Origin of the sequence: Phaeobacter sp. LSS9 (assembly GCF_003443595.1) — a bacterium.
GTDB lineage: Bacteria > Pseudomonadota > Alphaproteobacteria > Rhodobacterales > Rhodobacteraceae > Phaeobacter > Phaeobacter piscinae.
Window position 1 is genome coordinate 2,328,044 of the sequence record NZ_CP031956.1, and the last position, 23,153, is coordinate 2,351,196.

24 protein-coding genes are annotated in these 23,153 nt (G+C 60.5%); 14 read left to right on the forward strand and 10 right to left on the reverse strand.

Going from position 1 to position 23,153, the window contains the following annotated elements; genetic code table 11:
• Positions 1 to 149 precede the first annotated feature (149 nt).
• The 5 genes from D1820_RS11210 to D1820_RS11230 all read right to left on the reverse strand — a co-directional run bounded on the left by D1820_RS11210 (position 150) and on the right by D1820_RS11230 (position 6,027).
• Complete coding sequence (locus D1820_RS11210; protein ID WP_118069060.1) at positions 150 to 665, reverse strand: DUF3035 domain-containing protein; 516 nt, start codon at positions 663 to 665, stop codon at positions 150 to 152.
• Between the two features lie 53 nt (positions 666 to 718).
• Complete coding sequence (lspA, locus tag D1820_RS11215; RefSeq protein WP_040170172.1) at positions 719 to 1,201, reverse strand: signal peptidase II; 483 nt, start codon at positions 1,199 to 1,201, stop codon at positions 719 to 721.
• Between the two features lie 71 nt (positions 1,202 to 1,272).
• Positions 1,273 to 2,862 carry a bifunctional phosphoribosylaminoimidazolecarboxamide formyltransferase/IMP cyclohydrolase gene (gene purH / locus D1820_RS11220; RefSeq protein WP_118069062.1) on the reverse strand — a complete coding sequence of 530 codons (1,590 nt, stop codon included), beginning with the start codon at positions 2,860 to 2,862 and terminating at the stop codon, positions 1,273 to 1,275.
• Between the two features lie 23 nt (positions 2,863 to 2,885).
• A complete protein-coding gene (locus D1820_RS11225) occupies positions 2,886 to 4,628 on the reverse strand; it encodes a heparinase II/III family protein (protein ID WP_118069064.1) in 1,743 nt (580 codons plus the stop codon).
• Positions 4,629 to 4,761: 133 nt separating this feature from the next.
• Positions 4,762 to 6,027, reverse strand: a complete 1,266-nt coding sequence (locus tag D1820_RS11230; RefSeq protein WP_118069065.1) for an RsmB/NOP family class I SAM-dependent RNA methyltransferase — start codon at positions 6,025 to 6,027, stop codon at positions 4,762 to 4,764.
• 89 nt (positions 6,028 to 6,116) lie between these two features.
• On the opposite strand from D1820_RS11230, the gene D1820_RS11235 reads away from it, so the two are divergent.
• Together D1820_RS11235 and D1820_RS11240 are read left to right on the forward strand one after the other, a co-directional pair.
• Positions 6,117 to 6,320 carry a DUF1674 domain-containing protein gene (locus D1820_RS11235; RefSeq protein WP_118069067.1) on the forward strand — a complete coding sequence of 68 codons (204 nt, stop codon included), beginning with the start codon at positions 6,117 to 6,119 and terminating at the stop codon, positions 6,318 to 6,320.
• A gap of 23 nt (positions 6,321 to 6,343) precedes the next feature.
• Positions 6,344 to 6,679: a putative quinol monooxygenase gene (locus D1820_RS11240; protein WP_118070152.1), complete on the forward strand. Its 336-nt coding sequence runs from the start codon at positions 6,344 to 6,346 to the stop codon at positions 6,677 to 6,679.
• A gap of 3 nt (positions 6,680 to 6,682) precedes the next feature.
• Here the strand turns inward: D1820_RS11240 and dapB are convergent, their stop codons facing one another.
• On the reverse strand, positions 6,683 to 7,504 hold the full coding sequence (gene dapB, locus D1820_RS11245; RefSeq protein ID WP_118069069.1) for a 4-hydroxy-tetrahydrodipicolinate reductase: 822 nt from the start codon (positions 7,502 to 7,504) through the stop codon (positions 6,683 to 6,685).
• Between the two features lie 114 nt (positions 7,505 to 7,618).
• Here dapB and rbfA point away from each other — a divergent pair, with 114 nt between their 5' ends.
• The 6 genes from rbfA to rpsO all read left to right on the forward strand — a co-directional run bounded on the left by rbfA (position 7,619) and on the right by rpsO (position 11,999).
• On the forward strand, positions 7,619 to 8,014 hold the full coding sequence (gene rbfA / locus D1820_RS11250) for a 30S ribosome-binding factor RbfA (RefSeq protein ID WP_040170160.1): 396 nt from the start codon (positions 7,619 to 7,621) through the stop codon (positions 8,012 to 8,014).
• On the forward strand, positions 8,011 to 8,769 hold the full coding sequence (locus D1820_RS11255; protein ID WP_254683303.1) for a phosphodiester glycosidase family protein: 759 nt from the start codon (positions 8,011 to 8,013) through the stop codon (positions 8,767 to 8,769). The genes rbfA and D1820_RS11255 overlap by 4 nt, the downstream gene beginning before the upstream one ends.
• Before the next feature lie 131 nt (positions 8,770 to 8,900).
• The gene (gene truB, locus D1820_RS11260; RefSeq protein WP_040170158.1) at positions 8,901 to 9,806 is read left to right on the forward strand and encodes a tRNA pseudouridine(55) synthase TruB; all 906 of its coding nucleotides are present in this window, start codon (positions 8,901 to 8,903) and stop codon (positions 9,804 to 9,806) included.
• Between the two features lie 43 nt (positions 9,807 to 9,849).
• On the forward strand, positions 9,850 to 10,368 hold the full coding sequence (locus D1820_RS11265) for a DUF1643 domain-containing protein (RefSeq protein WP_118069071.1): 519 nt from the start codon (positions 9,850 to 9,852) through the stop codon (positions 10,366 to 10,368).
• A 102-nt stretch (positions 10,369 to 10,470) separates the two neighbouring features.
• Positions 10,471 to 11,517 carry a calcium-binding protein gene (locus D1820_RS11270; protein ID WP_118069072.1) on the forward strand — a complete coding sequence of 349 codons (1,047 nt, stop codon included), beginning with the start codon at positions 10,471 to 10,473 and terminating at the stop codon, positions 11,515 to 11,517.
• 212 nt (positions 11,518 to 11,729) lie between these two features.
• Positions 11,730 to 11,999, forward strand: coding sequence for a 30S ribosomal protein S15 (gene rpsO / locus D1820_RS11275; protein ID WP_024098682.1), 270 nt, complete (start codon positions 11,730 to 11,732; stop codon positions 11,997 to 11,999).
• An 84-nt stretch (positions 12,000 to 12,083) separates the two neighbouring features.
• Here the strand turns inward: rpsO and D1820_RS11280 are convergent, their stop codons facing one another.
• Positions 12,084 to 13,700 (reverse strand): class I SAM-dependent methyltransferase, encoded by a 1,617-nt coding sequence (locus D1820_RS11280; protein WP_118069074.1) that lies wholly within the window; start codon positions 13,698 to 13,700, stop codon positions 12,084 to 12,086.
• Positions 13,701 to 14,053: 353 nt separating this feature from the next.
• Here D1820_RS11280 and pnp point away from each other — a divergent pair, with 353 nt between their 5' ends.
• Both pnp and D1820_RS11290 read left to right on the forward strand, forming a co-directional pair.
• Entirely contained in the window at positions 14,054 to 16,192 is a 2,139-nt protein-coding gene (gene pnp, locus D1820_RS11285; RefSeq protein ID WP_040170150.1) for a polyribonucleotide nucleotidyltransferase, read from the forward strand.
• 185 nt (positions 16,193 to 16,377) lie between these two features.
• Complete coding sequence (locus tag D1820_RS11290) at positions 16,378 to 17,031, forward strand: glycosyltransferase family 25 protein (protein WP_254683304.1); 654 nt, start codon at positions 16,378 to 16,380, stop codon at positions 17,029 to 17,031.
• 89 nt (positions 17,032 to 17,120) lie between these two features.
• Here D1820_RS11290 and D1820_RS11295 read toward each other — a convergent pair whose 3' ends face one another.
• A complete protein-coding gene (locus D1820_RS11295) occupies positions 17,121 to 17,771 on the reverse strand; it encodes a peroxiredoxin (protein ID WP_024098686.1) in 651 nt (216 codons plus the stop codon).
• 322 nt (positions 17,772 to 18,093) lie between these two features.
• Here D1820_RS11295 and D1820_RS11300 point away from each other — a divergent pair, with 322 nt between their 5' ends.
• Positions 18,094 to 19,533, forward strand: a complete 1,440-nt coding sequence (locus tag D1820_RS11300; RefSeq protein ID WP_118069077.1) for an aldehyde dehydrogenase family protein — start codon at positions 18,094 to 18,096, stop codon at positions 19,531 to 19,533.
• A gap of 75 nt (positions 19,534 to 19,608) precedes the next feature.
• Here the strand turns inward: D1820_RS11300 and D1820_RS11305 are convergent, their stop codons facing one another.
• Positions 19,609 to 20,082 (reverse strand): glyoxalase superfamily protein, encoded by a 474-nt coding sequence (locus tag D1820_RS11305; RefSeq protein ID WP_040170142.1) that lies wholly within the window; start codon positions 20,080 to 20,082, stop codon positions 19,609 to 19,611.
• Positions 20,083 to 20,442: 360 nt separating this feature from the next.
• Here D1820_RS11305 and D1820_RS11310 point away from each other — a divergent pair, with 360 nt between their 5' ends.
• Positions 20,443 to 20,946 carry a VOC family protein gene (locus tag D1820_RS11310; protein WP_118069079.1) on the forward strand — a complete coding sequence of 168 codons (504 nt, stop codon included), beginning with the start codon at positions 20,443 to 20,445 and terminating at the stop codon, positions 20,944 to 20,946.
• Positions 20,947 to 21,016: 70 nt separating this feature from the next.
• Positions 21,017 to 21,874, forward strand: coding sequence for an alpha-1,2-fucosyltransferase (locus tag D1820_RS11315; RefSeq protein WP_118070156.1), 858 nt, complete (start codon positions 21,017 to 21,019; stop codon positions 21,872 to 21,874).
• 12 nt (positions 21,875 to 21,886) lie between these two features.
• On the opposite strand, the gene D1820_RS11320 is transcribed toward D1820_RS11315, so the two are convergent.
• Entirely contained in the window at positions 21,887 to 22,540 is a 654-nt protein-coding gene (locus D1820_RS11320) for an RluA family pseudouridine synthase (RefSeq protein WP_014881379.1), read from the reverse strand.
• 138 nt (positions 22,541 to 22,678) lie between these two features.
• Here D1820_RS11320 and D1820_RS11325 point away from each other — a divergent pair, with 138 nt between their 5' ends.
• Positions 22,679 to 23,092: a nuclear transport factor 2 family protein gene (locus D1820_RS11325; protein WP_118069080.1), complete on the forward strand. Its 414-nt coding sequence runs from the start codon at positions 22,679 to 22,681 to the stop codon at positions 23,090 to 23,092.
• Positions 23,093 to 23,153: the final 61 nt, after the last annotated feature.

The following is a 23,153-nucleotide window of genomic DNA, read 5'->3' on the forward strand; positions in this document are numbered from 1 at the left end:
AAACAAGTCCGATCCAACAACATATCAATGGCAATCAGCCCGAAAACCGGACCGACATCGCTAACGTCAAACTACGCTCTGGAGGGGCATGTGCAAGAGAAATGGCGTTTTTGTGATCGCCCGGAGCCGCTGGTTCGGCCTGTTCGGCGTTACTCTGCCGGTGGGGCTGACGGTGTCTCAAAACCCGCACGGCGGAAACGTTCGCTGACCTGATCCGGCGCGATGGCCTCGCGCTTGTAGGCCTCCTGGTAGCGGTCGACCGGGAACAGTTTGAACCGCGCGGTGCGGTTTTCACGCTTGCGTTTCTTCGCATCGCGCGCCGCGAGATCCGCGCGGACGTCGGGGTCGACGCCATAGCGGCTCACGGCGGTGACCAATGCGCCGTCGCTGGCGGGAATGCCCTCACCGGGCACCAGCGCAGCCGGGTTGCCGCCAAGCACGGCGACGGCTTCACCCTTGGGGTTGCGGTCGGTGAGATTGGCCGCGCCGGGTGTGGGCTGTGGCAACGCCTGATAGCTGGTCGGCTCGGCCAGTGGCTTGGCAGGCAGGACCATGAATTCATCCGGGCCGGTTCCGGCCGGGCGCAGATCGCGCAACCCTTTTTGCCCGCAGGCAGATACGGCCAGCGCGCCCATCAGAACAATCACACCAAAAGGGATCCGCATGACCCGTTACTCCTGCCTGTTTGAGCCGCTTTTATCGCATTTCCCCAGCGAGGTCACGCAGGGTTTTTCTGCCGCCCGTCAAATAGGATCAAGCCGGCCGCACCCGCAAAGATGAAGATGTCCGCCACGTTGAAGACAAAGGGATTGTTGATGCCGCAGCAGGACATATTGAGGAAGTCCAGCACATACCCGTAAAGCAGTCTGTCCACCACATTGCCAAGCGCGCCGCCGATCACCAAACCGGCTGAAAGCTGCATCATGCGCGCATTGGCAGGCAGCCGCGCGATCCAGACCACCAGCACCACGCAGATCACAAGTGACAGACCAATAAGAACCCACCGCGTAGTATCAGTGCCATCGCCGAACAGACCGAAATTGATGCCGGTATTCTCGCCATAGCGAAACCGCAGCAGCGGTGGCAGCACATCAATGCCGCCGCGATTGGCCACATCCATGACCCGCACCACCAGATATTTGCTGATCTGATCGGCAAGCAGCGCCAGTATCGCGGCCCAGATCATCACTTTGGCTCGCATTGTGCGGCCCCCTTTGCCCGGAATTTGAGGCGAGATCGGGCCAAACCCGGCCCGATCTGCGTTAGCCGCGTTTAGTGTCGGAAGTGACGCATGCCGGTGAAGACCATTGCCAGTCCTGCGTCATTGGCGGCCTTGATGACCTCATCGTCGCGCATGGAACCACCGGGCTGGATCACGCAGGTGGCACCGTTTGCCGCAGCTTCCAGAAGACCGTCCGCAAAAGGGAAGAATGCATCGGAGGCAACCGCAGACCCTTTTGCCAAGCTCTCCGGCAACTCCAGCGCATCAGCCATCCGCTGCGCCTTCACGCCTGCAATGGTGGCGCTGTCCAGGCGACTCATCTGGCCGGCGCCGACACCAACGGTCTGGCCAGATTTGACATAAACGATGGCGTTGGATTTCACGTGTTTTGCAACCTTCCAGGCAAACAGCAGATCCTGCATCTGCTCATCGGTCGGGGCCTTCTCGGTGACCACCTTCAGGTCGTCCATGGCCCGGTGACCGACGTCCTTGTCCTGCACCAGCATTCCGCCAGACACCTGACGGGTGGTCAGACCCGTGTCCTGCGGGTTGGGCAGACCATCCGTCAGCAACAGACGCAGGTTCTTCTTGGCGGCAAAAATTGCCTTGGCCTCATCCGAAGCACCGGGGGCGATGACCACTTCGGTGAAGATCTGCACGATCTCTTGCGCGGTTTCGCCGTCCAGCGGCTGGTTCAGAGCCACAATCCCGCCAAAGGCAGAGGTGCGGTCGCAGTCGAAGGCCTTTTGGTACGCATCTTTCAGCGTTGTACCACGGGCAACACCGCAGGGGTTGGCGTGTTTGATGATCGCCACGGCCGGGCCATCAGCGGGTGCAAACTCGCTGACCAGTTCAAAAGCCGCATCGGTGTCGTTGATGTTGTTGTAGGACAGTTCCTTGCCCTGCACCTGCTGCGCGGTGGCGACGCCTGCGCGGGCGGAGCCATCAAGGTAGAAGGCCGCCTGCTGATGCGGGTTCTCACCATAGCGCAGGGTCTGCGCCAGCTGTCCTGCCACGGCACGGCGGCGCGGCGCCTCAAGATTCAGTGCGCCCGCCATCCAGTTTGATACTGCCGCGTCATAGGCGGCCGTACGGGCGTAGGCATTCTGCGCCAACCATTGACGGAATCCATAAGAGGTCTGCCCATCATTGCGATCCAGCTCTGCCAGCAGCGGTTCGTAATCCTCGACATCGACCACAACGTTCACGAACAGGTGGTTCTTGGACGCCGCACGGATCATTGCCGGGCCGCCAATATCAATGTTTTCAATGCAGGTGTTGTAGTCGCCGCCCTTGGCCACGGTGTCCTCAAACGGGTAGAGGTTCACCACCAGCAGGTCGATGGCGCCGATCCCATGCTCTTCCATCGCGGCCACATGTGTGTCGTTGTCGCGCAATGCCAGCAGCCCGCCATGCACCATCGGATGCAGCGTTTTGACCCGACCATCCATCATTTCCGGAAAGCCGGTGATTTCGGAGACATCCTTGACGGTCAGCCCTGCGTCGCGCAGCGCCTTGGCCGTGCCGCCGGTTGAGAGCAGCTCAACGCCGCGTGCCGCCAAGGCCTTGCCCAGGTCGATCAGCCCGGTCTTGTCGGATACGGAAAGCAACGCACGGCGTACGGGGTGAAGGTCAGTCATGGCAGGGCAGGTCCTTTTCAGGCTCAGTCGGTTAACGCGGGATCATCCCGGTTCAGGTCTCGCACGGCAACGGCAGTCTCCTGCGCCTTACTGAGCGTCCACCGGATGCGCGTGGCATAGTTCATTGCCCGCCCGGAGAGAACGATCTGTTTTGCCGCACGCGGCTTCAAGCGGGTTTTTTCCAGGTATACGCTGGGTTCCAGCTTCAACTCGCAGGTTCCATCATGACGGAACACCCAGATCTCCCCGCTCTTGAGCGCCATGGATACTGCTGCGCCCCCCAAGTCAAGGGCTGCGTCCACATCCGGGTGCAGATGCAGCCGGATCTCAAAGCCAATACCGCCCAGCGAATGGGCGTCCATCGCCTTGTCGAAACGACGTTTGTTGCGGGTATCCAGCGCCAGCAACATGTCCTCACCAGCCAGACCACGGCCATCCACCGCCAGTTCAAGCGTGCGCGCATGGGTCAGGCCGAAATGGCGTTCATAGCCATTGTGCCCGCCCTGAAAGCGATAGCCGTCTTCCAGATCAGAAACATCCAGCAGCACGTTGTCGGGCGCCTCGGTCATGATCTCATGGCCGCTGCCGCGTTCCGGCGGGGCCAGTCGGGCGCTGGAATGCCCTTCGATACAGAGCGTGGAATGGGACGGTGTTGCCCGCCCCGCTCGGCGCCACTCAACACCAAAGGTTTCGCCCGAGCCGCAGTTAACGATCAGCGGGCGACGACCGGATGTCAGCTCAAACGCCAGGGTGGAGGCATGACCATTCCAAGAGGCGCGCCCCGTCGGCGGCACAGACGCATCAATGATCACCGAAGTGCGCCGCCCGGACAGGCGGGCATAGCCCATCGCCAAACCATCGGCGTGGCGCGTGGTGACATGGCTTGCCGCAAGCGCATGATCCAGCCGCCCCTCCAGCCCGCGACCACCGCCGTGGAACCGCGCGAGACCGCCATCCGCATGACGCAATGTGCGCAGGGTCGGTGCGATCCGCTCAATCGCGGCCAGTTGCGCGGGTGGAACGCCGCGTCCGGCATCCTGTAGCGCAGCCGCAGCCCAGGTCAGCAGGGTAAAGACCTCCAGCAGCTCCTCAGGATTGCGGGTCGGCAGGCCTCCCTGATCATCAATCTGGCTGGCGCATTCCTCTGCCAGGGCCTTCAGAGCGGGATCGACCTGATCCTCATGCCCCTTGAGCGCTAGCCCCGCGTAGATCAACCCGGTGAGTGCCTCAAAGCGGGGCAATCCGGGGGAGGCCCCTTGCCAACGGCGGGAGAGGAACCAGGTCTGGCGGGACAGGGCCCCGAAGAAGGCCTCCGATTGTTCGGCGGTGCGGGCCGCCAGCAGGAACAGCGCGTGGTTGATCCAGCGGATCACCCGACGACCGGTCAGATCCGGCGACCAGCCCGGCCCGCTGCCGTTGCCATGGGTGTCGATCCATCCCCAGACCCAGAGCTGTGCCTTTTCCCGGGCCCGAAAATCACCAACAGCGGCCAGATCATCAAGCCAGGCAAACCCGTGCCGTTCTGCATCAAAAGCGAGATCGGGCGCCACCACATCCCAGAGCCCGGTGGTCGGCGATTCGACGAGGTAACCCGCAAACAGAAGATTGCCCGCCACCAGTTGACGACCGCGGGCAAAGCTGCCGATGGTGCGCGGCTCAGGCTGCGACACAAAGGCCGTGGCGCCGGGCTGCCGTCGCGCGCGCCGTGCGTAAAAGCGGTTCAACAGGCGGGTGCCGCGCCGCGCCATTCTATCGTATCGGGACATGCTCTCTTGCCTCACGCCAGAGATTTTTTCCGGGGCGTTTTGCGCTGAGCATAGCGAGGCTTACAGGCCAAGTCACCGATAATGCGGCAGGCGACCAGATGGCCGGGCGGCGAAGGACCGCCGAGACCTGAGGTCAGGCCGCGCCCTTGCGCAATTCCGCCATGTAGAAACCGTCCATACCGCCCTGATCCGCCCAGTAATCAGGTCGCAGACGCAGACCGCCTTCTTCTGTGATCCAGTCGGGGTCGATGCCCGCGACCGTGTGGATCCGATCGCCGACCGACATATCGGGAAACATCTCAAGCGCATCTTCAACCTGGCATTCGCCCTCATCCGGCAAGAGCGAACAGGTGCAGTAAATCAACCGTCCACCCGGTTTCACCAGGCTCCAGGCATGGGCAAGCATCTGTGCCTGCAATTCAATCAGCGCGCCAAAGCCACTGCCATCCTTGGCATGGGGCAGGTCCGGGTGACGGCGGATCGTGCCCGTTGCGGAACACGGCGCATCCAGCAGGACGGCATCATATTGGCCGGTCTGTTCCAGCGCATCACCGACAACCACCGTGGCGCTGAGGCCGGTCCGGTCAAGGTTCTCCGACAGGCGCGCCATCCGACCAGCGGATTGATCCACGGCCGTCACATTCGCGCCAGTGGCTGCGATCTGCATCGTCTTGCCCCCCGGCGCCGCGCAGAGATCCAGGACCGATTCGCCCGGCTGTGCCGCCAGCAGCTGCGCAGGCAGCGCGGCAGCGGCATCCTGTACCCACCAGTCACCCGCCTCAAATCCCGGCAGGCCAGAAACCTGAACCGATCCATGGAGACGGTAAGACCCGGTTGGCAGGCGGGTTGCCTCCAACGCCGACAGATCGGCACCAGGTTTCGCCGACAGATCAAGCGGCGCGCCCGCCAGATGAGCCGCCTCAATCGACAGCATCGCAGGTGCGCCCCAGGCCTGAGACAGTGGGCTGCGCAGCCATTTCGGCAGGCGCGGGACCCGCAGCTTGGCCCATTCAGCAGGCCCCTGATCCGCCACCTTGCGCAGAACCGCGTTGACCAGTCCCTTCAGCTTACCGTGGCGGCGGTGACGCGCGATGATGTCCACCATCTCGTTTACCACCCCATGTGCGGCCCCGCCCTGACACAGTTCGACGGTGCCAATACGCAGGGCGTTGTGGACTGTCAGCGGCGTCGATTTCTTCAGATGTTTCTGCAGGATCCGGTCCGCGCGCTCCAAATTGCGCAGCGTGTCTGTAGCCAGTCGCTGACTGCGCGCCCGCTCCTCTGCCGGGAGCTTGTCCAAGGCGCCAGCGGCATAACATTCAGACAGCAGCTTGCCCTCTCCGAGCACCTGATCCAGCAGATGAATAGCGCGGCGGCGGGCTTGGCTTGCGTTGGACATGCGGGTCTCCTGATAGAGGGCAGCGGCGCGATGGGTTGTCGCCGCCGGACGCGGGCGTATATCATAGAACGACAACAAGGGAACCCGGCATGAGTGACGCTGACAAAACCAAAATCGATCCGGCAGCAGATCTGCCGCCCGCCGCCCAGCGGGCGCTGGCGGAAGCCGCAGAACGGCGCAAGGCCGCTGAGGCCGAGGCGGCCAATCGCCCGGTTGAGCTGGGCGGTCGCGATGGTCCCGATCCCGCGCGTTACGGCGATTGGGAGAAAAAAGGCATCGCCATCGATTTCTGACGGTGTCGCCGCAGGAGGCCTGCATGATCATCGAGATCCGCCGCTACAGACTGCACCCCGGCAAACGCGAAGCCTTTATTGACATCTTTGAACGGGTGAACAGACCGGCATTGCGCGACGCGGGCATGCTGGTTTTTGGCCCGATGCGCGATCTTGAGGATCCGGATGTCGTCCACTGGATGCGCGCCTTTGCAACGCTATCAGACCGCGAACGCATCAAGGATGACTTCTATGACGGGCCTGTCTGGCTGAAAGAGCTGGAGCCCCAAGTGATGCCATTGATCGCCCATTTCGAAGCTTCGGTGCTGGAAACCACCGAAGGGTTCGAGACGTTCAGCGGCGCCGCATCCCTGCTCTGAGGATCAGAGGCCCAGCACATCCAGCATGTCGTATTGACCGGGTTGCTTATCCTGCCCCCAAAGTGCGGCCTTAATCGCGCCGCGGGCAAAGATCGCACGGTCCGTCGCCAGATGGCGCAGGACGATACGCTCTCCCTGGCCGGCAAACAGCACGTCATGTTCCCCGACAATATCGCCACCCCGAATGGCGCTGAAACCGATATCACCGCGCTTGCGCGCGCCGGTGATGCCATCGCGCCCGCTGTCGCTGACATCTGAAAGCACCACGCCGCGCCCCTCCGCAGCGGCTTCGCCCAGCATCAACGCGGTGCCGGAGGGGGCGTCGACTTTGTGATGGTGATGCGCCTCAATCACTTCGATATCAAAATCCTCATCAAGGGCGGCGGCGACCTTTTTGGTCAACTGGGCCAGCAGGTTCACGCCAAGGCTCATATTGCCAGCGCGCATCTGCACCGACCGGCGCGAGGCCGGTTCCAGCTGGGCGATCTCTGCGTCGCTCATCCCGGTGGTGCCAATGACATGGACAACACCGGCCTCGGCCGCCAACCCGGCAAAGGCAATAGTCGCCGCTGGGCTGGTGAAGTCGATCACGGCCTGCGCCTTGGCAAAGGCAGCAGCCGCATCGTCGGTCACTGTCACACCGATTTCAGAGCCGCCCATAGCCAGCCCGACATCCTTGCCGACCCAATCGTGGCCTGCCCGCTCCACCGCGCCGATCAGATGCGCGCGGGGATGATCCGCAACCGTCTTGATCAGCATCTGCCCCATGCGCCCAGAGGCGCCGGTGATCACGATGCCGGGTGTATCCGTGCGGGAAGCTGTCATGTCAGGGGTCCTTAGGTGTTGCGCTGGATCGCGGGTGGTCTGTTTCGGGCTGGTTTTGTCCTAACCGCTTGTGCTGCGCTTGGCAAAGCCCCGCTTTCGGCATAAATCGGATATATGGCTAAGAACAAACTCCAAGAGGGCTCAGGGCCCTCACAACGTCAGCTCCGCGTCGGCGAATTGATTCGCCGCGCCTTGTCCGAGATCTTTGCACGCGGTGACCTGCATGATCCCGAATTGAACCGGCTGTCGATCACCGTTGGTGAGGTTCGCACCTCGCCCGATCTGCGTATTGCCACGGCTTATGTGCTGCCGCTTGGCGGCAAGGGGCAGGAAGACACGCTCAAACTGATGGCCCGCAACAAGGGCGAACTGCGTCGGATGATCGGCAAGAAGCTGGCACTGAAATTCACGCCGGAACTGCGATTCCAGCTGGATGACACCTTTGACCGGATGGATGACACCCGCCGGATGCTGTCGCAGGACGCGGTGCGCCGCGATATCGGCGAGTGATTCGCTGGGCGGTGGCTGTGGTGTTGGCCCTTTGGGCTGCGCCCGCGGCGGCGGTGGACTGCCGCGACATCGCCTATGACGGCAATCGCTACACGATCTGCGAGGTCGACGTGGCCGAAGATGAGCTGCGCCTGTTTCTAAAAAACGACGCGGGCGAGATCTACGGTCATTTCTCGACAATCGAAAACGATCTGACTGCCAAGGGGCAGAGTCTGCCCTTTGCCACAAATGCCGGTATGTACCATCGCGACCGATCGCCCGTCGGATTGTACCGGGACAGCGACGGCGAGGAGATGCGGCTGATCACAACCCCCGGTCCGGGCAATTTCGGACTGTTGCCCAATGGGGTGCTGTGTATCGGCGCTGCCCGCACGGATGTGATCGAAACGCTGACTTTCGCCGAGACAGAGCCATCGTGCCGCTATGCCACGCAATCCGGCCCGATGCTGGTGATCGACGGCGCGTTGCACCCGCGGTTTCTGCCGGACTCGACCTCGTATTTCATTCGCAACGGCGTCGGCACCAGCGCCGACGGCCAGCGCGTGGTCTTTGCCATCTCGCGGAACGCTGTGACGTTTCACCAGTTTGGCAGCCTGTTCAGGGACCATCTGAAGCTGCCAAGCGCGCTCTATTTTGATGGCAATATATCGCGGCTCCACGCGCCGCAGATCAACCGCAGTGATGCCGGTTTCATGATGGGGCCAGTGGTGGGCGTGGTGGCAGACGGCACCAAGAGCGACGCGGCGACCAACTGAGCCAACCACACGCGTTGGACCAGCCCGCGCCGCAGTTGGCCGACGGTTTCGCCACCTCCCGCGATTGACAGCCCGGGATGGCTGGGCTACCTCGCGCGCCTCTCTCACCGACGATGACATTGGGGTACGATATGGGACGCAAACGCAAAGGGCGCGATATTTCCGGCTGGCTGGTGGTCGACAAGCCTGCGGGGCTGACGTCCACTGCGGTTGTCAATAAGGTCCGCTGGGCCTTTGATGCGAAGAAGGCAGGCCATGCCGGCACATTGGATCCCGAGGCAACCGGCGTTCTGGCAGTCGCCCTCGGCGAAGCCACCAAGACCGTGCCTTATATCACCGATGCGCTGAAGGCCTACACCTTCACCGTGCGTCTCGGTCAGGCGACCAATACCGATGACGCCGAAGGCGAAGTGATCGCCAGCAGCGACACGCGGCCAAGTGATGAGGACATCGTGGCGGCGCTGCCGCAATTCCTTGGTGATATCATGCAGGTGCCACCAAAATTCTCAGCGGTGAAAATCGACGGCCAGCGCGCTTATAAGCTGGCGCGCGACGGTGAAGACATCGAACTGGCCGCCCGCCCATTGTGGGTTGAGGAGCTGATCCTGGTGGATCGTCCTGACGCTGACCATGTCGTGTTGGAAATGACCTGCGGCAAAGGCGGCTACGTGCGGTCCATCGCGCGGGATCTGGGCGCCGCGCTTGGGTGTCAGGGCCATGTCAAATGCCTGCGCCGGATCTGGTCGGGGCCGTTTGACGCGGAGGATGGCATCAGCCTTGAGACGTTGGATGAAATGGCCAAATCGCCGGATCTTGATGGCTATCTGCGCCCGCTTGAAGAAGGGCTCGCCGATCTGCCGCAGCTGACCTGCACACCTGAAGGCGCGGCCAAGCTGCGCAATGGCAATCCCGGAATGGTGCTCGCCTCCGATGTTGAATACGGCGAGGAAGCCTGGGCCTCACTGGATGGTCTGGCTGTTGCGGTTGGACACTACAAGGCCGGCGAGCTGCATCCCAGCAGGGTCTTCGTCCGCTAGGCTGCGGTTGACAGCGGCGCGAGGTCTGGGCACGACGGGCACCATGATCCATCGCAGCCACACCAAGGGCGACGCGCCTTCAAACGCGGTCTATTCCGACTGCGAGCAGTATCGATATAGCCTCAGCCGGATCTGGGATCCGGCGGGGACACGGGTGATGTTTGTGATGCTCAACCCGTCCACCGCAACTGAGGTGCAGAACGATCCAACGATTGAGCGCTGCGAAAGACGCGCGCGCACCTTGGGACATGGCGGATTTCGCGCCACCAATATCTTTGCCTTTCGGGCCACCGATCCGCGCGACATGAAACGCGCAGCGGACCCGGTTGGCCCTGATAATCTGGGAATAATTCTGGAGGGTGCGGCCTGGGCGGATCAGGTGATCTGCGCCTGGGGCACCCACGGCGCGTTTCGTCAGCAAGGTGATCAAGTTGCGGCGGCGCTTGTCGAAACCGGTAGGCCGTTGTTTCATCTCGGACTGAGCAAGGCCGGTCATCCCAAACACCCGCTCTACATTCGCTACGACCAGAAACCTGAACCCTGGCGGCCCAAGTCGGCATAAGATCTTGCTAACCATCGCTTTCGATTTGGTTTGATATACAACCATTGCGTGTTCAATACTAATCATGCGGGTGTTCCGCGTGTTTGGTAAGGGGTCGCCGGAATGTTGATGCTGGCTGCAATGTTGGGGGTCGCCGCTGTTGGTGGCATCTTGTTGATTGACGAGGGGGGCGATGACCCGGACAGCCCCGACACCCGTGAAGGCAGCGACGATGATGCCGCAAAGGGCAGCACCGGTGAAACCGTCTCTCTTGACGCATTGGTCTCGACTGGGACCGCTGCAAGCGATCAGCTTGGCGGTGGTGATACAGATGATCTTCTGCAAGGCCTTGCGGGCCATGATCAGCTGAACGGCTACGCCGGCGATGACGGCGTGCAAGGCGGCGACGGCAATGACACACTGCACGGCGGTGAGGGGGACGACACACTAGAGGGCGGCGCCGGGGATGATCTCCTACACGGAGACTATGGCGATGATCTGCTGGCCGGGGATGATGACGATGACAGGCTGTTTGGCCACTTCGGTGAGGATTTGCTTGACGGTGGCGCAGGCGATGATCAGGCTCACGGCGGTCAGGACAATGATACGCTGGTCGGGGCTGACGGGCGCGACGCGCTGCACGGGAACGACGATGATGATCATCTAACAGGTGGCCAGGGACAGGACACGCTGTTCGGCGGCACTGGCGATGATCGCCTGGTCGGCAATGATGATGGTGACACCACGGATTATCTGAACGGTGGTGACGGCGATGACACGATACTTGCCGGGGCCGGTGACATTGTGACCGCTGGCACTGGCGCCGATAGTATCCTTGTTGGCGCTGGTGATTTTTATGTCAGCGAGGACACAAACGGGGACAATACGGACCCCACCGCTCCCATCGATCTGTCCGATTTCAATAGCAATGAGGACCAGCTGGTTGTCATCTGGGACAAATTCGGCTCTGACACACCTGTCGTTGACGTGAGCAGCAATCCAGATAGCCCCGGTGAGCATATCGTGACCATCGACGGCGAGGAGGTGCTGCGCGTGACCGGACCGGCGGAACTGGCAGCCTCCGACATACTGGTCGTAGATCAGGACGCCGCGATCCGCTTTGGCGTGATGGCCAATGAAGCTGGCAGCGGCGGGCTAACGCTCGGCTAATCCAGGTCTCGTCAGGCCGACATCCGCTGCGCTGACTGAAACCACTCCTCAAAACCTTTTGCTATTTCCGAAGAACCTGCGTATACGCGCGACCTGTTCAACGGCACTGCGACTTTCTACGGAAAACTGCGTTGCCCGAGACGCCTCCATGGGCCTGTGCTGGACGACATCCCGGCCTGCGCCATTCACACAAACCTTCAAAGGAGACCCCGATGTCGATCACTGCTGAAGAAAAAGCCCGCTTGATGAAAGAATTCGCAACCAAAGACGGCGACACCGGTTCCCCGGAAGTCCAGGTTGCAATCCTGACCTCGCGCATCAACACCCTGACCGAGCACTTCAAAACCCACAAGAAGGACAACCACGGTCGTCGTGGCCTTCTGAAAATGGTTGCTCAGCGTCGTAAGCTGCTGGACTACACCAAAGGCAAAGACGTGGCCCGCTATCAGGACCTCATCAAACGTCTCGGCATCCGTCGCTAAACGCGACGACCAGACGGTTGAAGATCAACGCCCGCGCCTTTTGGCTGCGGGCGTTTTTCGTTGCACTGGCTGATCTGCGGGCTGCTAGGCGACGGCGCCGCGCTGTGACGTAGCGGCCGTCGGATGGGCCGTCTCCGCTTGCGATGGTGCGTTCTTGACCAAGCTCACGCCAAGACCTGCAAGAATGTCCAGGCGCCGCGCTGCAAAAGCATGGGCGCGGGCGCGCAGGACAGCAAGGTTTTCCTCAGCCAGCTCCAGCACCCGGCCATCCTGTTCCAGCCGCTGTCCCTGCGGCTCAAGAATTCGCCAGACGAAGCTCGCCCAATCATGTGGCGCCTGATGCCCCTCGCTTTGAGCCAGAAGGAACAGCTGCTCCATTCGGTCAACCGCGACACCGCCCCCCGTCACCGGGGATGCCAGGAATCCCAGACGCTCGCTGTCCTCAGCATTCTTGCAAACCGCCATATTGAAGTCGCGGCACCGCGCAATCCGATCCGCATATCCCGCTTGCGGCAAACAGGGCACGATATAGCCCGCACCGGTCAGAATCGTCAGCATCCGCGTAATGTCGCCCCAGGTCATATCTGAGAACACCCCTTGCTCCAGCAAGGCACGAACGGTGTGCTGCCCATCGGCCAAAGCCTGCAAAACAGGCTCGTACTGGCTCGCTTCCAGCGCGATATCGCCCTTGCGCCAGCTGATTTTCAACGGGCCGGTTCCATAATGGCGCGCCAGCGCGAAGGAGGTCTGAAACCACCCCCCGACGCCGCCACGTTGTGTCTGTGGCAGCCACCCCCGTACAAAAACATCTGCGCGGAACTGCTCGTTTAACAGAATGTCACGCAATCCCTCGCGCCTGATCACATTGCTTTCTTCTGCGAGCAGCGCCTGCTGTGGCGCGCTGAGGCAGATATCGTCGATGTGATCTAAAGGATTCGCCGCCCCCATGAACTCCAGTTTTGCCTGCGCCAGATCTTCTGCAACATCGGCAAAATGAAACGGGGTCCAATCCTTGTTGAAGAACTCATGCGCCAAGTAGTTTCGCGACATCGATTTCATCTCGCTCAGCCGGGTCAGCTGGCCCGGATTGGATGCAAAGAAACCAGCCCCGGCCTGTTTCAATTGCTCGGCAAACCCCAAGGCTTCGTCAATGCGCTGCTCCAGCGGCCCGCTGCTCTGCGCCGCGCGATCTGCCAGCAACCGGCGCAATGGCATCGACGGCGCCCAACCCGGTTGTGTGTTGTAACTGATATAGACCAGCCCACCCGGTTTCAGACGGCGAGCGATGAAGCCGGTGATCCGTTCCTGATTCTCGCGAGAGACCCAGCTGTAGACGCCATGGAGCGCAATCACGTCAAAGCTGTTTGGCAGGGTTGCCTCCTCCTCGAAATCCTCAAAGGACCTTTCGTAGAAGGTGACATTGGGCACCGCGGCCTCCCGCGCCAGTCGATGTGCGCCAGCGATATGCGCGGGATTGAAATCCATGGCATGTACATCAACATGCGGGTTTGCAGCGGCCAGCAGATTGGCGGTGAACCCCTGCCCACAGCCCAACTCACAATAGGTTAGTCGGTTGTCATCCAACCCATGCCGATGCCCCCGCGACAACGCAGCAAACGCCAAGCGCGATGGCGTCATCTCATGAAAGAAATCATGTGTATAGTCGAGCTCGGCAACATAGCCGGAGGTCCAATCGTTCATTCAGCACCTGTTCATTCGTGGTGGGGGCGACGGCGTCTTGCCCTTCTGGGGTGCGCAAAGTTTTCATAAAAACGCTGAGGATCTGGTTAACGCACCGGTATTTTTGGAACTCGCCGTCGGCGCTGGTGCGCCCTGCGGTATGGGGCGTGGGGCGAAATCTCTGAGAACCGGCATCACCAGCGCTTGCCCTTTCAATCTGTGCAAAAATCCTGTAAGGGCGGCCTATCTGAGACGTGCTGCCAAGACCCCGGCAGTCGAAAGAAAGATAGAGAGGGGTCGGCGGCAATGGGGCCGCCACATCAAACGGGAGACCCGGGATACGCCCGGGAGTGCTCCCAGCTAGGATAAGCTGAATGTTTAACGTTACAAAGAAATCGATGCAGTGGGGCGAAGAGACGCTCACACTGGAGACCGGCAAGGTTGCCCGTCAGGCTGATGGCACCGTGATTGCCACCCTGGGCGAGACCTCGGTCATGGCAAATGTCACCTTTGCCCGCCAGCAGAAACCGGGTCAGGACTTCTTCCCTCTGACCGTCCACTACCAGGAAAAATACTACGCTGCGGGCAAGGTCCCCGGTGGTTTTTTCAAGCGTGAAGCACGCCCCACCGAAAAAGAAACGCTGACTGCGCGTCTGATCGACCGTCCGATCCGCCCGCTGTTCGTCCCCGGCTTTAAGAACGAAGTTCTGGTGATGTGCACCGTGCTGAGCCACGATCTGGTCAACGATCCTGACATGGTCGCCATGATCGCAGCCTCTGCGGCGCTGACCCTGTCCGGCGCACCCTTCATGGGTCCAATCGCAGCTGCGCGCGTTGGTTTTGAGGGCGGCGAATACGTTCTGAACCCGACTGTCGACGACATGCAGGACCTGCGCCTGAACCCTGATCAGCGTCTGGATCTGGTTGTTGCCGGCACCAAAGATGCCGTGATGATGGTTGAATCCGAAGCTTACGAGCTGACCGAAGCTGAAATGCTGGGTGCGGTGAAATTTGCTCATGAGCAGATCCAGCCGGTGATCGACCTGATCATTTCCCTGGCAGAAGACGCGGCGAAAGAGCCGTTTGACTTCCAGCCGGCGGACTATTCCGAGCTGTTCGCTGTCGTGAAAGCCGCTGGTGAAGAGCAGATGCGCGCTGCATTCGCAATCACCGACAAGCAGGAGCGCACCGCCGCTGTTGCCGCTGCCCGCGACGCGATCAAAGCCTCGCTGACAGAAGAACAGCTGGAAGATGCCAACCTCGGTTCCGCTCTGAAGAAGCTGGAAGCTGGCATTCTGCGTGGCGATGTCGTCAAGACCGGCAAGCGAATCGACGGACGTTCAACCACTGACGTGCGCGCCATCGAGTCGGAAACCGGCATGCTGCCGCGGACCCATGGTTCTGCGCTGTTCACCCGTGGTGAAACTCAGGCGCTGGCCGTGACCACGCTGGGCACCGGTGACGATGAGCAGTTCATCGACGCGCTGCACGGCAACTTCAAATCCAACTTCCTGCTGCACTACAACTTCCCTCCCTATTCGGTTGGTGAAGTGGGTCGTGTCGGCTCCCCGGGCCGTCGTGAAATCGGTCACGGTAAGCTGGCATGGCGCGCGCTGCAGGCTGTTCTGCCTGCGCCGACCGACTTCCCCTACACCATCCGCGTGGTGTCGGAGATCACCGAATCGAACGGTTCCTCCTCGATGGCATCGGTCTGCGGTGGTTCGCTGTCCATGATGGACGCCGGCGTTCCGCTGAAGGCACCGGTTGCCGGTGTGGCCATGGGTCTGATCCTGGAAGACGACGGCTCCTACGCGATCCTGTCGGACATTCTGGGCGACGAAGACCACCTTGGCGACATGGACTTCAAAGTGGCGGGTACCGACAAGGGTATCACGTCGCTGCAGATGGACATCAAGGTTGCAGGCATCACGCCTGAGATCATGGAAAAAGCATTGGATCAGGCCAAAGACGGCCGTCTGCACATCCTCGGCGAAATGGCCAAGGCTCTGTCGGAAACCAATGCGTTCTCCGTCCATGCGCCGCGCATTGAGACCATGCAGATCCCGACTGACAAGATCCGTGAAGTGATCGGCTCCGGCGGTAAGGTCATCCGCGAGATCGTGGAAACCTCCGGCGCGAAAGTCGACATCAACGACGACGGCGTGATCAAGATCGCATCGGCCGACGGCACCGCCATCCAAAAAGCCTATGACATGATCCACTCGATCGTGGCAGAGCCGGAAGAAGGCGCCATCTACACCGGTAAAGTTGTGAAGATCGTCGACTTCGGCGCCTTTGTGAACTTCTTCGGCAAGCGCGATGGCCTGGTACACGTGTCCCAGATCGAAAACCGCCGCCTGAACCACCCTTCGGACGTTCTGAAGGAAGGCCAGGAAGTGAAAGTGAAGCTGCTGGGCTTTGATGATCGCGGCAAGGTCCGCCTGTCCATGAAGATCGTGGATCAGGAAACCGGCGAAGAGATCAAGGCTGAGAAGAAAGAAGACGCAGAATAATCTGCCTCTTGTTTTGAAAACAGTTGGAACCCCGCCAGAGATGGCGGGGTTTCTTCGTTTTCGGGTCCGCAGGCTGCGGCCTCCCTCTTTTCACCGCTGGGCAAGATCGCTACCTCTGGCTTATGCGATCCTATATCATTCATATGGCAGGTGATCAGAAACGCGCCCCAAATGTGGCACGGCTGATGACCGAGCTGCCACAGCCGGAGGTCATTGAGGCGGTCAATGGCCGCGCGGTTCTGGAGGCAGGCGGGATCACCGTGCGCAATGGCGACCTGCACCAGCCACGTTACCCCTTTGCGCTGAGGGCTGGGGAGATCGGCTGTTTCCTCTCCCATCGCAAATGCTGGCAGAAGATCGTCGACAGCACCGATGAGTTCGGCTTGATCGTCGAGGATGATCTTGCGTTGGACCTGACGATCTGGCGCGATGCCATCGCATTGGCCGAAAATAGCGCCACCACCGAGAGTTTTATCCGGCTGCCTGCCAAACACCGCGAAACCGCGACGCAGTTTATCGCGACCGAGGGCGAAGCGCGCCTGTTCCTGCCAAGACGCATCGGATTGCAAACCGTCGCGCAGGTGGTGGGAAAAGCCGCGGCGGCGCGTCTACTGGCAGCCACAGAGACGCTGGACCGTCCGGTTGACACCTTTCTCCAGATGCACTGGGTCCATTGGCAAATGGTCCACACGATCTGGCCCAATGGCGCATCAGAACTGACGGAGGAATTGGGGGGCTCAACCATCCAGTCGCGCCCCACAGGAGGAAAGATCGCGCGCGAAGTGAAACGCGCGCTCTACCGGAGCCAAGTCGCCCTGCGCCCACAAAAACACTCGTAGTGGAGCCATAGAAAAAGGGGCCGGTCGGCCCCTTTTCCACAACGGTCAGTTCACAGGGGCACGACGCCCCGTTTGGATGTTTCAGTCGGTTATTCCGGCGCCTTGGTTTTGCGCAGATAGGGGAAGATCGTCTCGAACTCACCGAACTTGGCTTTGGCGTCCTCATTCGACACGCTTGGCGGGATAATCACATCTTCGCCGGGCACCCAGTTCGCAGGGGTTGCCACGCCTTTGCCCGACATCTGCAGACCGTCCAGAGCGCGCAGGATTTCGGCAAAGTTACGTCCCACGGTCATCGGGTAGGTCATCGACAGCTTCAACTGCTTGTCCGGACCGATGATGAAGACGGAGCGCACAGTGGCACTGTCTGCAGGGGTGCGGCCATCGGGGAGATAGGCCTCAGCAGGCAGCATGTCGAAGGCCTTGGAGACAGCCAGACCCTCATCGGCGATGATCGGGAAACCAGCGCTGGCCTTGCCGTAGCTTTCGATATCGCCCTTCCATTTCTTGTGATCCTCGACGCCGTCAACGGACACGCCGATCACCTTGGTATTGCGGGCGGCCCATTCGTCAGCCAGCTGCGCCACAGCCGAAAATTCCGTGGTGCAGACAGGTGTAAAATCTTTGGGGTGGGAAAACAGGATCGCCCAGCTGTCGCCGATCCAATCATGAAACGAGACGGTGCCCTGATCGGTTTCTGCGGTGAAATCTGGAACCACATCATTGATACGCAAACCCATGGGTCTCTCCTCTGCTGTCAAATGAATACTCTCTGGTCGATAACCTAACCACTCAACGCGCAGGTTAAACCCTTGATCGGGTGCAAGTCGCTGAAAAGATCAAGCCATGCGTAAATCTGACCCGTCCGGGACATACGTGTACGTCAATCGATGAGACCGCGCAGCCATCCCAAAACAGCGGTAAAATAGCGGATTTTTATCCACTCCTATAATTTGATCAAATTATTCATTCCCCCCTTGCCCATCCGAAACACCGGTGACAGAGTGTCGGCGAATTGCGGGGTTTTGCCCCGTCACACCCTGATACCTGGGAGATCGACAGATGATCGAGAAACGTGATTTTTACATCAACGGCCAATGGGTCGCCCCTGCTGCACCCAATGATTTCGAAGTGATCGACCCCTCGACCGAGGCCCCCTGTGCCGTCATTTCCCTGGGCGATGCTGCAGATACCAATGCCGCTGTCGCCGCAGCCAAGGCCGCCCTGCCGGGTTGGATGGCGACACCGGTTGAAGATCGTATCGCGCTGGTCGAAAAGCTGATCGAAGTCTACGAGAGCCGCACCGAAGATCTGGCGCAGGCGATGAGCGTCGAGATGGGGGCGCCCATCGACATGGCCCGCACTCAGCAGGCAGGCGCAGGCAGCTGGCATCTGCGCAACTTTATCAAGGCGGCGAAGGCGTTTTCCTTCGATGCTCCTTTGGGCGACCATGCCCCCAACGATCGCATTATCCATGAGGCTGTAGGCGTCGCTGCGTTGATCACGCCATGGAACTGGCCGATGAACCAGGTCACGCTGAAGGTTGGCGCCGCAGCCATTGCGGGCTGCACCATGGTTCTGAAACCTTCGGAGCAAAGCCCGCTCAACGCGATGATCTTTGCCGAAATGATGGACGAGGCTGGTTTCCCTGCTGGTGTCCTCAATCTGGTGAACGGTGACGGCGCCGGCGTGGGCACCCAGCTGTCCAGCCATCCCGATGTGGACATGGTGTCCTTCACCGGATCGACCCGCGCCGGTACTGCCATTTCCAAAGCTGCGGCAGATACCCTGAAGAAGGTTCATCTGGAGCTTGGTGGCAAGGGCGCCAATGTGATCTTTGACGATGCCGACGAGAAAGCGGTCAAGCGCGGCGTGCTGCATATGATGAACAACACCGGCCAAAGCTGTAACGCGCCAAGCCGTATGCTGGTTCAAAAAGGCATCTACGACAAAGCCGTCGAAGAGGCCGCCGCTGTTGCCAACAAGGTAGAGGTCGGCCCTGCCTCCAGCGAAGGTCGCCATATCGGCCCAGTGGTCAACGAGCTGCAGTGGGGCAAGATCCAGGATCTGATCCAGAAAGGCATCGACGAAGGCGCCCGATTGGTAGCAGGCGGCACCGGTCGCCCCGATGGCCTGAACCAAGGCTTCTATGTCAAGCCAACCGTATTCGCCGACGTGAACAACCAAATGACCATCGCCCGCGAAGAGATCTTTGGCCCGGTGCTGTCGATTATCCCCTTCGAGAGCGAAGAGGACGCAATCGAGATCGCCAATGACACGCCCTACGGCCTGACCAACTATGTGCAGACTCAGGATCCCGCCCGTGCCAACCGCATGGCCCGCAAGCTGCGCGCCGGTATGATCGAGATGAACGGCAAGTCGCGTTCCGCTGGGTCGCCGTTTGGGGGCATGAAACAATCCGGCAATGGCCGCGAGGGCGGCAGCTGGGGGATTGAGGATTTCCTGGAGGTGAAAGCCGTCGGTGGCTGGGCCGACGCGTAACGCCCGACACCAATCTGCGAACCCGACGAAAAGAGCCGCCCCTCAGGGCGGCTCTTTGGTATTTTCGCGCGGGTTTCAGGTGAAACGGCTCCAATCAGGCAGATCAAGAACCAGCTGAGGCACACCATCTGAGGTCCGCTCAACCGAGCGGCCGTCCCATCCAATGGTGCCGCTGATCCGCTGACGCATTGCGGAGAAACTGTCGAATTTCACCACATCCACCGGCTCTTCCAGATGCAGGGTCACGCGTCGGCGTGCGCCCTCACCAAAGACCTGCAGCCCGCGCAGCTCAGCGGTGAAGGCCTGACCAAGGTAGCTGCCCCGCAGGGTCTGCCCGACACGCAGGGTCTGCTGTGGAATATTCGGACGCGGTCTGTCCGCCTTGGCGCTGATCGTATTCCAGTCTTTGTAGCCATATTGCCGGGCCACCATCTCAAGCGCGGCGCTATGTGACAGGGTGAGATTGCGGGCCTGCAACTGCTGTCGCAGATTGCGGGCCTGTTGCTTCAGGCTCCCAACTGTAGGGAGATCTTCTGGGTTGGTCGTCATGCTTGCCTCTTGTCCAATCAACAAGATGCGCCGAAAACATGGAGCCCGCATTGCCATTGGCGCATCACATCGATGGGCGAAAGACAGGAAATCTATTGACGGGGGTTCACCATGGTCGTGTTGACCGCGAGCGGCAGGGCCCCGACCCTGCCTCAGCCTTAGGCCCTTCCACCCGCCATGGTCAAGACCTTAGCCACCTCGTGTCTGTGGTTGAGTGGCTGTCTATCAGCCCTGCCGAGTTGAAAGTGGCCACGTCCAAGCCGCATCAAGAGAAACAACCAGGGAGGTCATTTACCCCTTGATCTAAACCTGACTTGAGCTCGCAGGGTGGGGAAAACGATTGTTCAAAGGAGACACCGAATGATCCATCAGAAGCCTGTCCACGCCGTTAAACCCGGTATCAACACCAATTTGACCGGTATCTACGAAACCCACCTGCCGGTGAAAAACCTTGAGGTTTCAATGGCCTATTATGGGGAGACCATCGGGTTGGCGCTTGCGCGTCACCTACCCGAGCGGCAGGTCGCTTTCTACTGGGTCGGCGGGCAATCTCAGGGGATGCTTGGGCTTTGGGCGGGTGGCTCCGCTCCGATGGGTATGCGGTTGCACATGGCGTTTCGCACCACGGTCTCAGCACTTGATGGCATTTGCGACCGGCTGTCTGATGCCGGGATCACGCCGCTTGATTTTCACGGGTCCCCGACGACAGAGCCGGTGGTGCTGGGCTGGATGCCCGCGCTGTCAGTCTACTTCAGGGATCCGGACGGGCACTCGATTGAGTTTCTGGCACCGATGACAGACGATCCAGATTTGGATTTTGGCGTTGAAAGCTACAGCGACTGGCAGGCGCGATCCGGCGGATGAACCTGACCGGGACTGGTCATAGCAGTCGATGGCGCCTATCAACGCGGTATATCGCTCCGAGGGACCAACCATGATCATCACCCGCCTGCATGGCCGACTGGGCAATCAGATGTTCCAATACGCTGCCGGGCGTGCGCTGGCGGATCGGCTTGGTGTGTCAGTTGCGCTGGACAGTCGCGGCGCCGAGCTGCGCGGTGAGGGCGTGCTGACGCGCGTCTTCGATCTTGATCTGGCGACACCGGATATCCTGCCGCCGTTACGCCAACGTGCTCCGCTTGGTTATGCGCTATGGCGCAGTTTGGGCCAGCATCTCGGCGCCGGGCCGAAGCTGCGCCGGGAGGCAGGCCTGGGCTACAATCCGGGTTTCGCGGACTGGGGCGACAACAGTTACCTGCACGGCTACTGGCAGAGCGAGCGCTATTTCACACAAAGTGCCGAACGCATTCGGCGCGACTTCACCTTCCCTGAGTATTCAAATCAGCAGAACGCGGAGATGGCGGCGCGCATCCACGAAACCAATTCAATTTCGCTGCACGTGCGCAGAGGCGACTATCTGACCCTCGCCGCGCATGTGCTTTGCGATCAAGCCTATTACGAGGCCGCACTGGCGAAGGTTCTGGACGGGTTGGAGGGACATCCAACGGTCTATGTCTTCTCGGATGATCCACAGTGGGCAAAGGAAAATCTCCCTCTGCCCTGTGACAAGGTGGTGGTGGATTTCAACGGCGCTGATACCGATTATGAGGACATGCGCCTGATGAGCCTGTGCAAACACAACATCATCGGCAACAGTTCGTTCTCCTGGTGGGCGGCCTGGCTGAACCAGACGCCGGACCGCCGCGTGGCCGGTCCCACCAAATGGTTCGGCGATCCGAAACTGAACAATCCCGATATTCTGCCGCCAGACTGGCTGCGCATCAGCGTTTAGGCAGTGCCGACCTCAGAACGGAGCCTTGACGCGAAACTTCATCGATTCGCCACTGTCAGGATGTTTGATCCGCAGCTCCTCCGCATGCAACATCATCCGCGGGTGATCCAGCGCGCGCCCCTCTGCATAAAGCGGGTCGCCCAGAATGGCGTGGCCTAGAGACAGCATATGTACCCGTAGCTGATGCGACCGCCCGGTCTTTGGCGTCAGGCGCACGCGGGTTGCGGTGTCTTCGTATTTCATCACCCGCCAGTCGGTCACGGCCTCTTTGCCAGTGTCATGGCAGACCATCTGGCGCGGACGATTGGGCCAGTCCACGATGAGCGGCAGATCTACGGTGCCGCTGCGCGGTTCAAGCCGACCGTCAAGTCGCGCCACATAGGCTTTCTTCGCACTGCGCTTTTCAAACTGCATGGACAGATGCCGCTGCGCATGAGGAGTGACACCGAAAACCATCACACCTGAGGTATCGCGGTCCAGTCGGTGCACCAAAAGCGCCTCCGGAAAGGCAGCCTGCAGCCTGCTCAGCAGACAATCCGCAAGATGTTCCCCCCGCCCCGGCACGCTGAGCAGACCATGGGGTTTGTTCACCACTAGGAGCTGGGCATCGTGATGCAGGATGTCTAGGGGATCCATCGGCGGAGTGTAGTCGCTAGAAACTGTCATGCCCGCGTCCCTAGCGGCCCCTTGCCTGCAGGGCAAGGTATCGCGACGTCGCGCTTGCCGGTGCTTGGGGGGACCGGCAGGGTGGTGACATCTTCACATTCGCGTTGTTCGCGGTTTCCCTGGTCTGAAAGGTGACGCATGACTCATCCAACCATCAGCAGGCTGCAAGAGGTCGTCGCCAAGGGTGATGACAGTCAGATTGCAGATCTCCTGGCCGAAGACGTGCAGTTTTTGCCACCGACCTATTGGAAGACCTGGACCGGTCGCGCTCCGGTCGCGGCCATTCTGGGGCATGTCGGTCAAGTTTTCAGTGATTTCCGCTATCGTCGCATCATGGGAGATGGCGATGACTGGGCGTTGGAATTCCAATGCAAGATCGGCGAATTCGACGCGGTTGGCGTTGATCTGATCACCCTGAATTCAGACGGGCTGATTGCTCAGTTCGAAGTGGTGATGCGCCCTTACAAAAGCATCGGGATCTTGCGGGACGCAATCATGGCGCGGGTCACCTCGGATCCCAGGTTTCTGCAATATCAATCGGCGCTCAGCTGATCGGCCTGGACCATATCGCCCGGATCGTACTGCTGCCGTTGCTGGTCGTGCAGGCGGTCAA

Coding starts and splice junctions, on each gene's coding strand:
- D1820_RS11305 (WP_040170142.1), bottom strand. CDS start 20,082: ATGACGACCAACCCAGAAGATCTCCCTACAGTTGGGAGCCTGAAGCAA.
- D1820_RS11300 (WP_118069077.1), top strand. CDS start 18,094: ATGATCGAGAAACGTGATTTTTACATCAACGGCCAATGGGTCGCCCCT.
- D1820_RS11265 (WP_118069071.1), top strand. CDS start 9,850: ATGATCCATCGCAGCCACACCAAGGGCGACGCGCCTTCAAACGCGGTC.
- D1820_RS11225 (WP_118069064.1), bottom strand. CDS start 4,628: ATGTCCCGATACGATAGAATGGCGCGGCGCGGCACCCGCCTGTTGAAC.
- D1820_RS11320 (WP_014881379.1), bottom strand. CDS start 22,540: ATGACAGTTTCTAGCGACTACACTCCGCCGATGGATCCCCTAGACATC.
- rpsO (WP_024098682.1), top strand. CDS start 11,730: ATGTCGATCACTGCTGAAGAAAAAGCCCGCTTGATGAAAGAATTCGCA.
- purH (WP_118069062.1), bottom strand. CDS start 2,862: ATGACTGACCTTCACCCCGTACGCCGTGCGTTGCTTTCCGTATCCGAC.
- D1820_RS11230 (WP_118069065.1), bottom strand. CDS start 6,027: ATGTCCAACGCAAGCCAAGCCCGCCGCCGCGCTATTCATCTGCTGGAT.
- D1820_RS11270 (WP_118069072.1), top strand. CDS start 10,471: ATGTTGATGCTGGCTGCAATGTTGGGGGTCGCCGCTGTTGGTGGCATC.
- D1820_RS11240 (WP_118070152.1), top strand. CDS start 6,344: ATGATCATCGAGATCCGCCGCTACAGACTGCACCCCGGCAAACGCGAA.
- D1820_RS11325 (WP_118069080.1), top strand. CDS start 22,679: ATGACTCATCCAACCATCAGCAGGCTGCAAGAGGTCGTCGCCAAGGGT.
- dapB (WP_118069069.1), bottom strand. CDS start 7,504: ATGACAGCTTCCCGCACGGATACACCCGGCATCGTGATCACCGGCGCC.
- D1820_RS11310 (WP_118069079.1), top strand. CDS start 20,443: ATGATCCATCAGAAGCCTGTCCACGCCGTTAAACCCGGTATCAACACC.
- D1820_RS11280 (WP_118069074.1), bottom strand. CDS start 13,700: ATGAACGATTGGACCTCCGGCTATGTTGCCGAGCTCGACTATACACAT.
- truB (WP_040170158.1), top strand. CDS start 8,901: ATGGGACGCAAACGCAAAGGGCGCGATATTTCCGGCTGGCTGGTGGTC.
- lspA (WP_040170172.1), bottom strand. CDS start 1,201: ATGCGAGCCAAAGTGATGATCTGGGCCGCGATACTGGCGCTGCTTGCC.
- D1820_RS11290 (WP_254683304.1), top strand. CDS start 16,378: ATGACCGAGCTGCCACAGCCGGAGGTCATTGAGGCGGTCAATGGCCGC.
- D1820_RS11315 (WP_118070156.1), top strand. CDS start 21,017: ATGATCATCACCCGCCTGCATGGCCGACTGGGCAATCAGATGTTCCAA.
- D1820_RS11210 (WP_118069060.1), bottom strand. CDS start 665: ATGCGGATCCCTTTTGGTGTGATTGTTCTGATGGGCGCGCTGGCCGTA.
- D1820_RS11295 (WP_024098686.1), bottom strand. CDS start 17,771: ATGGGTTTGCGTATCAATGATGTGGTTCCAGATTTCACCGCAGAAACC.
- rbfA (WP_040170160.1), top strand. CDS start 7,619: ATGGCTAAGAACAAACTCCAAGAGGGCTCAGGGCCCTCACAACGTCAG.
- pnp (WP_040170150.1), top strand. CDS start 14,054: ATGTTTAACGTTACAAAGAAATCGATGCAGTGGGGCGAAGAGACGCTC.
- D1820_RS11235 (WP_118069067.1), top strand. CDS start 6,117: ATGAGTGACGCTGACAAAACCAAAATCGATCCGGCAGCAGATCTGCCG.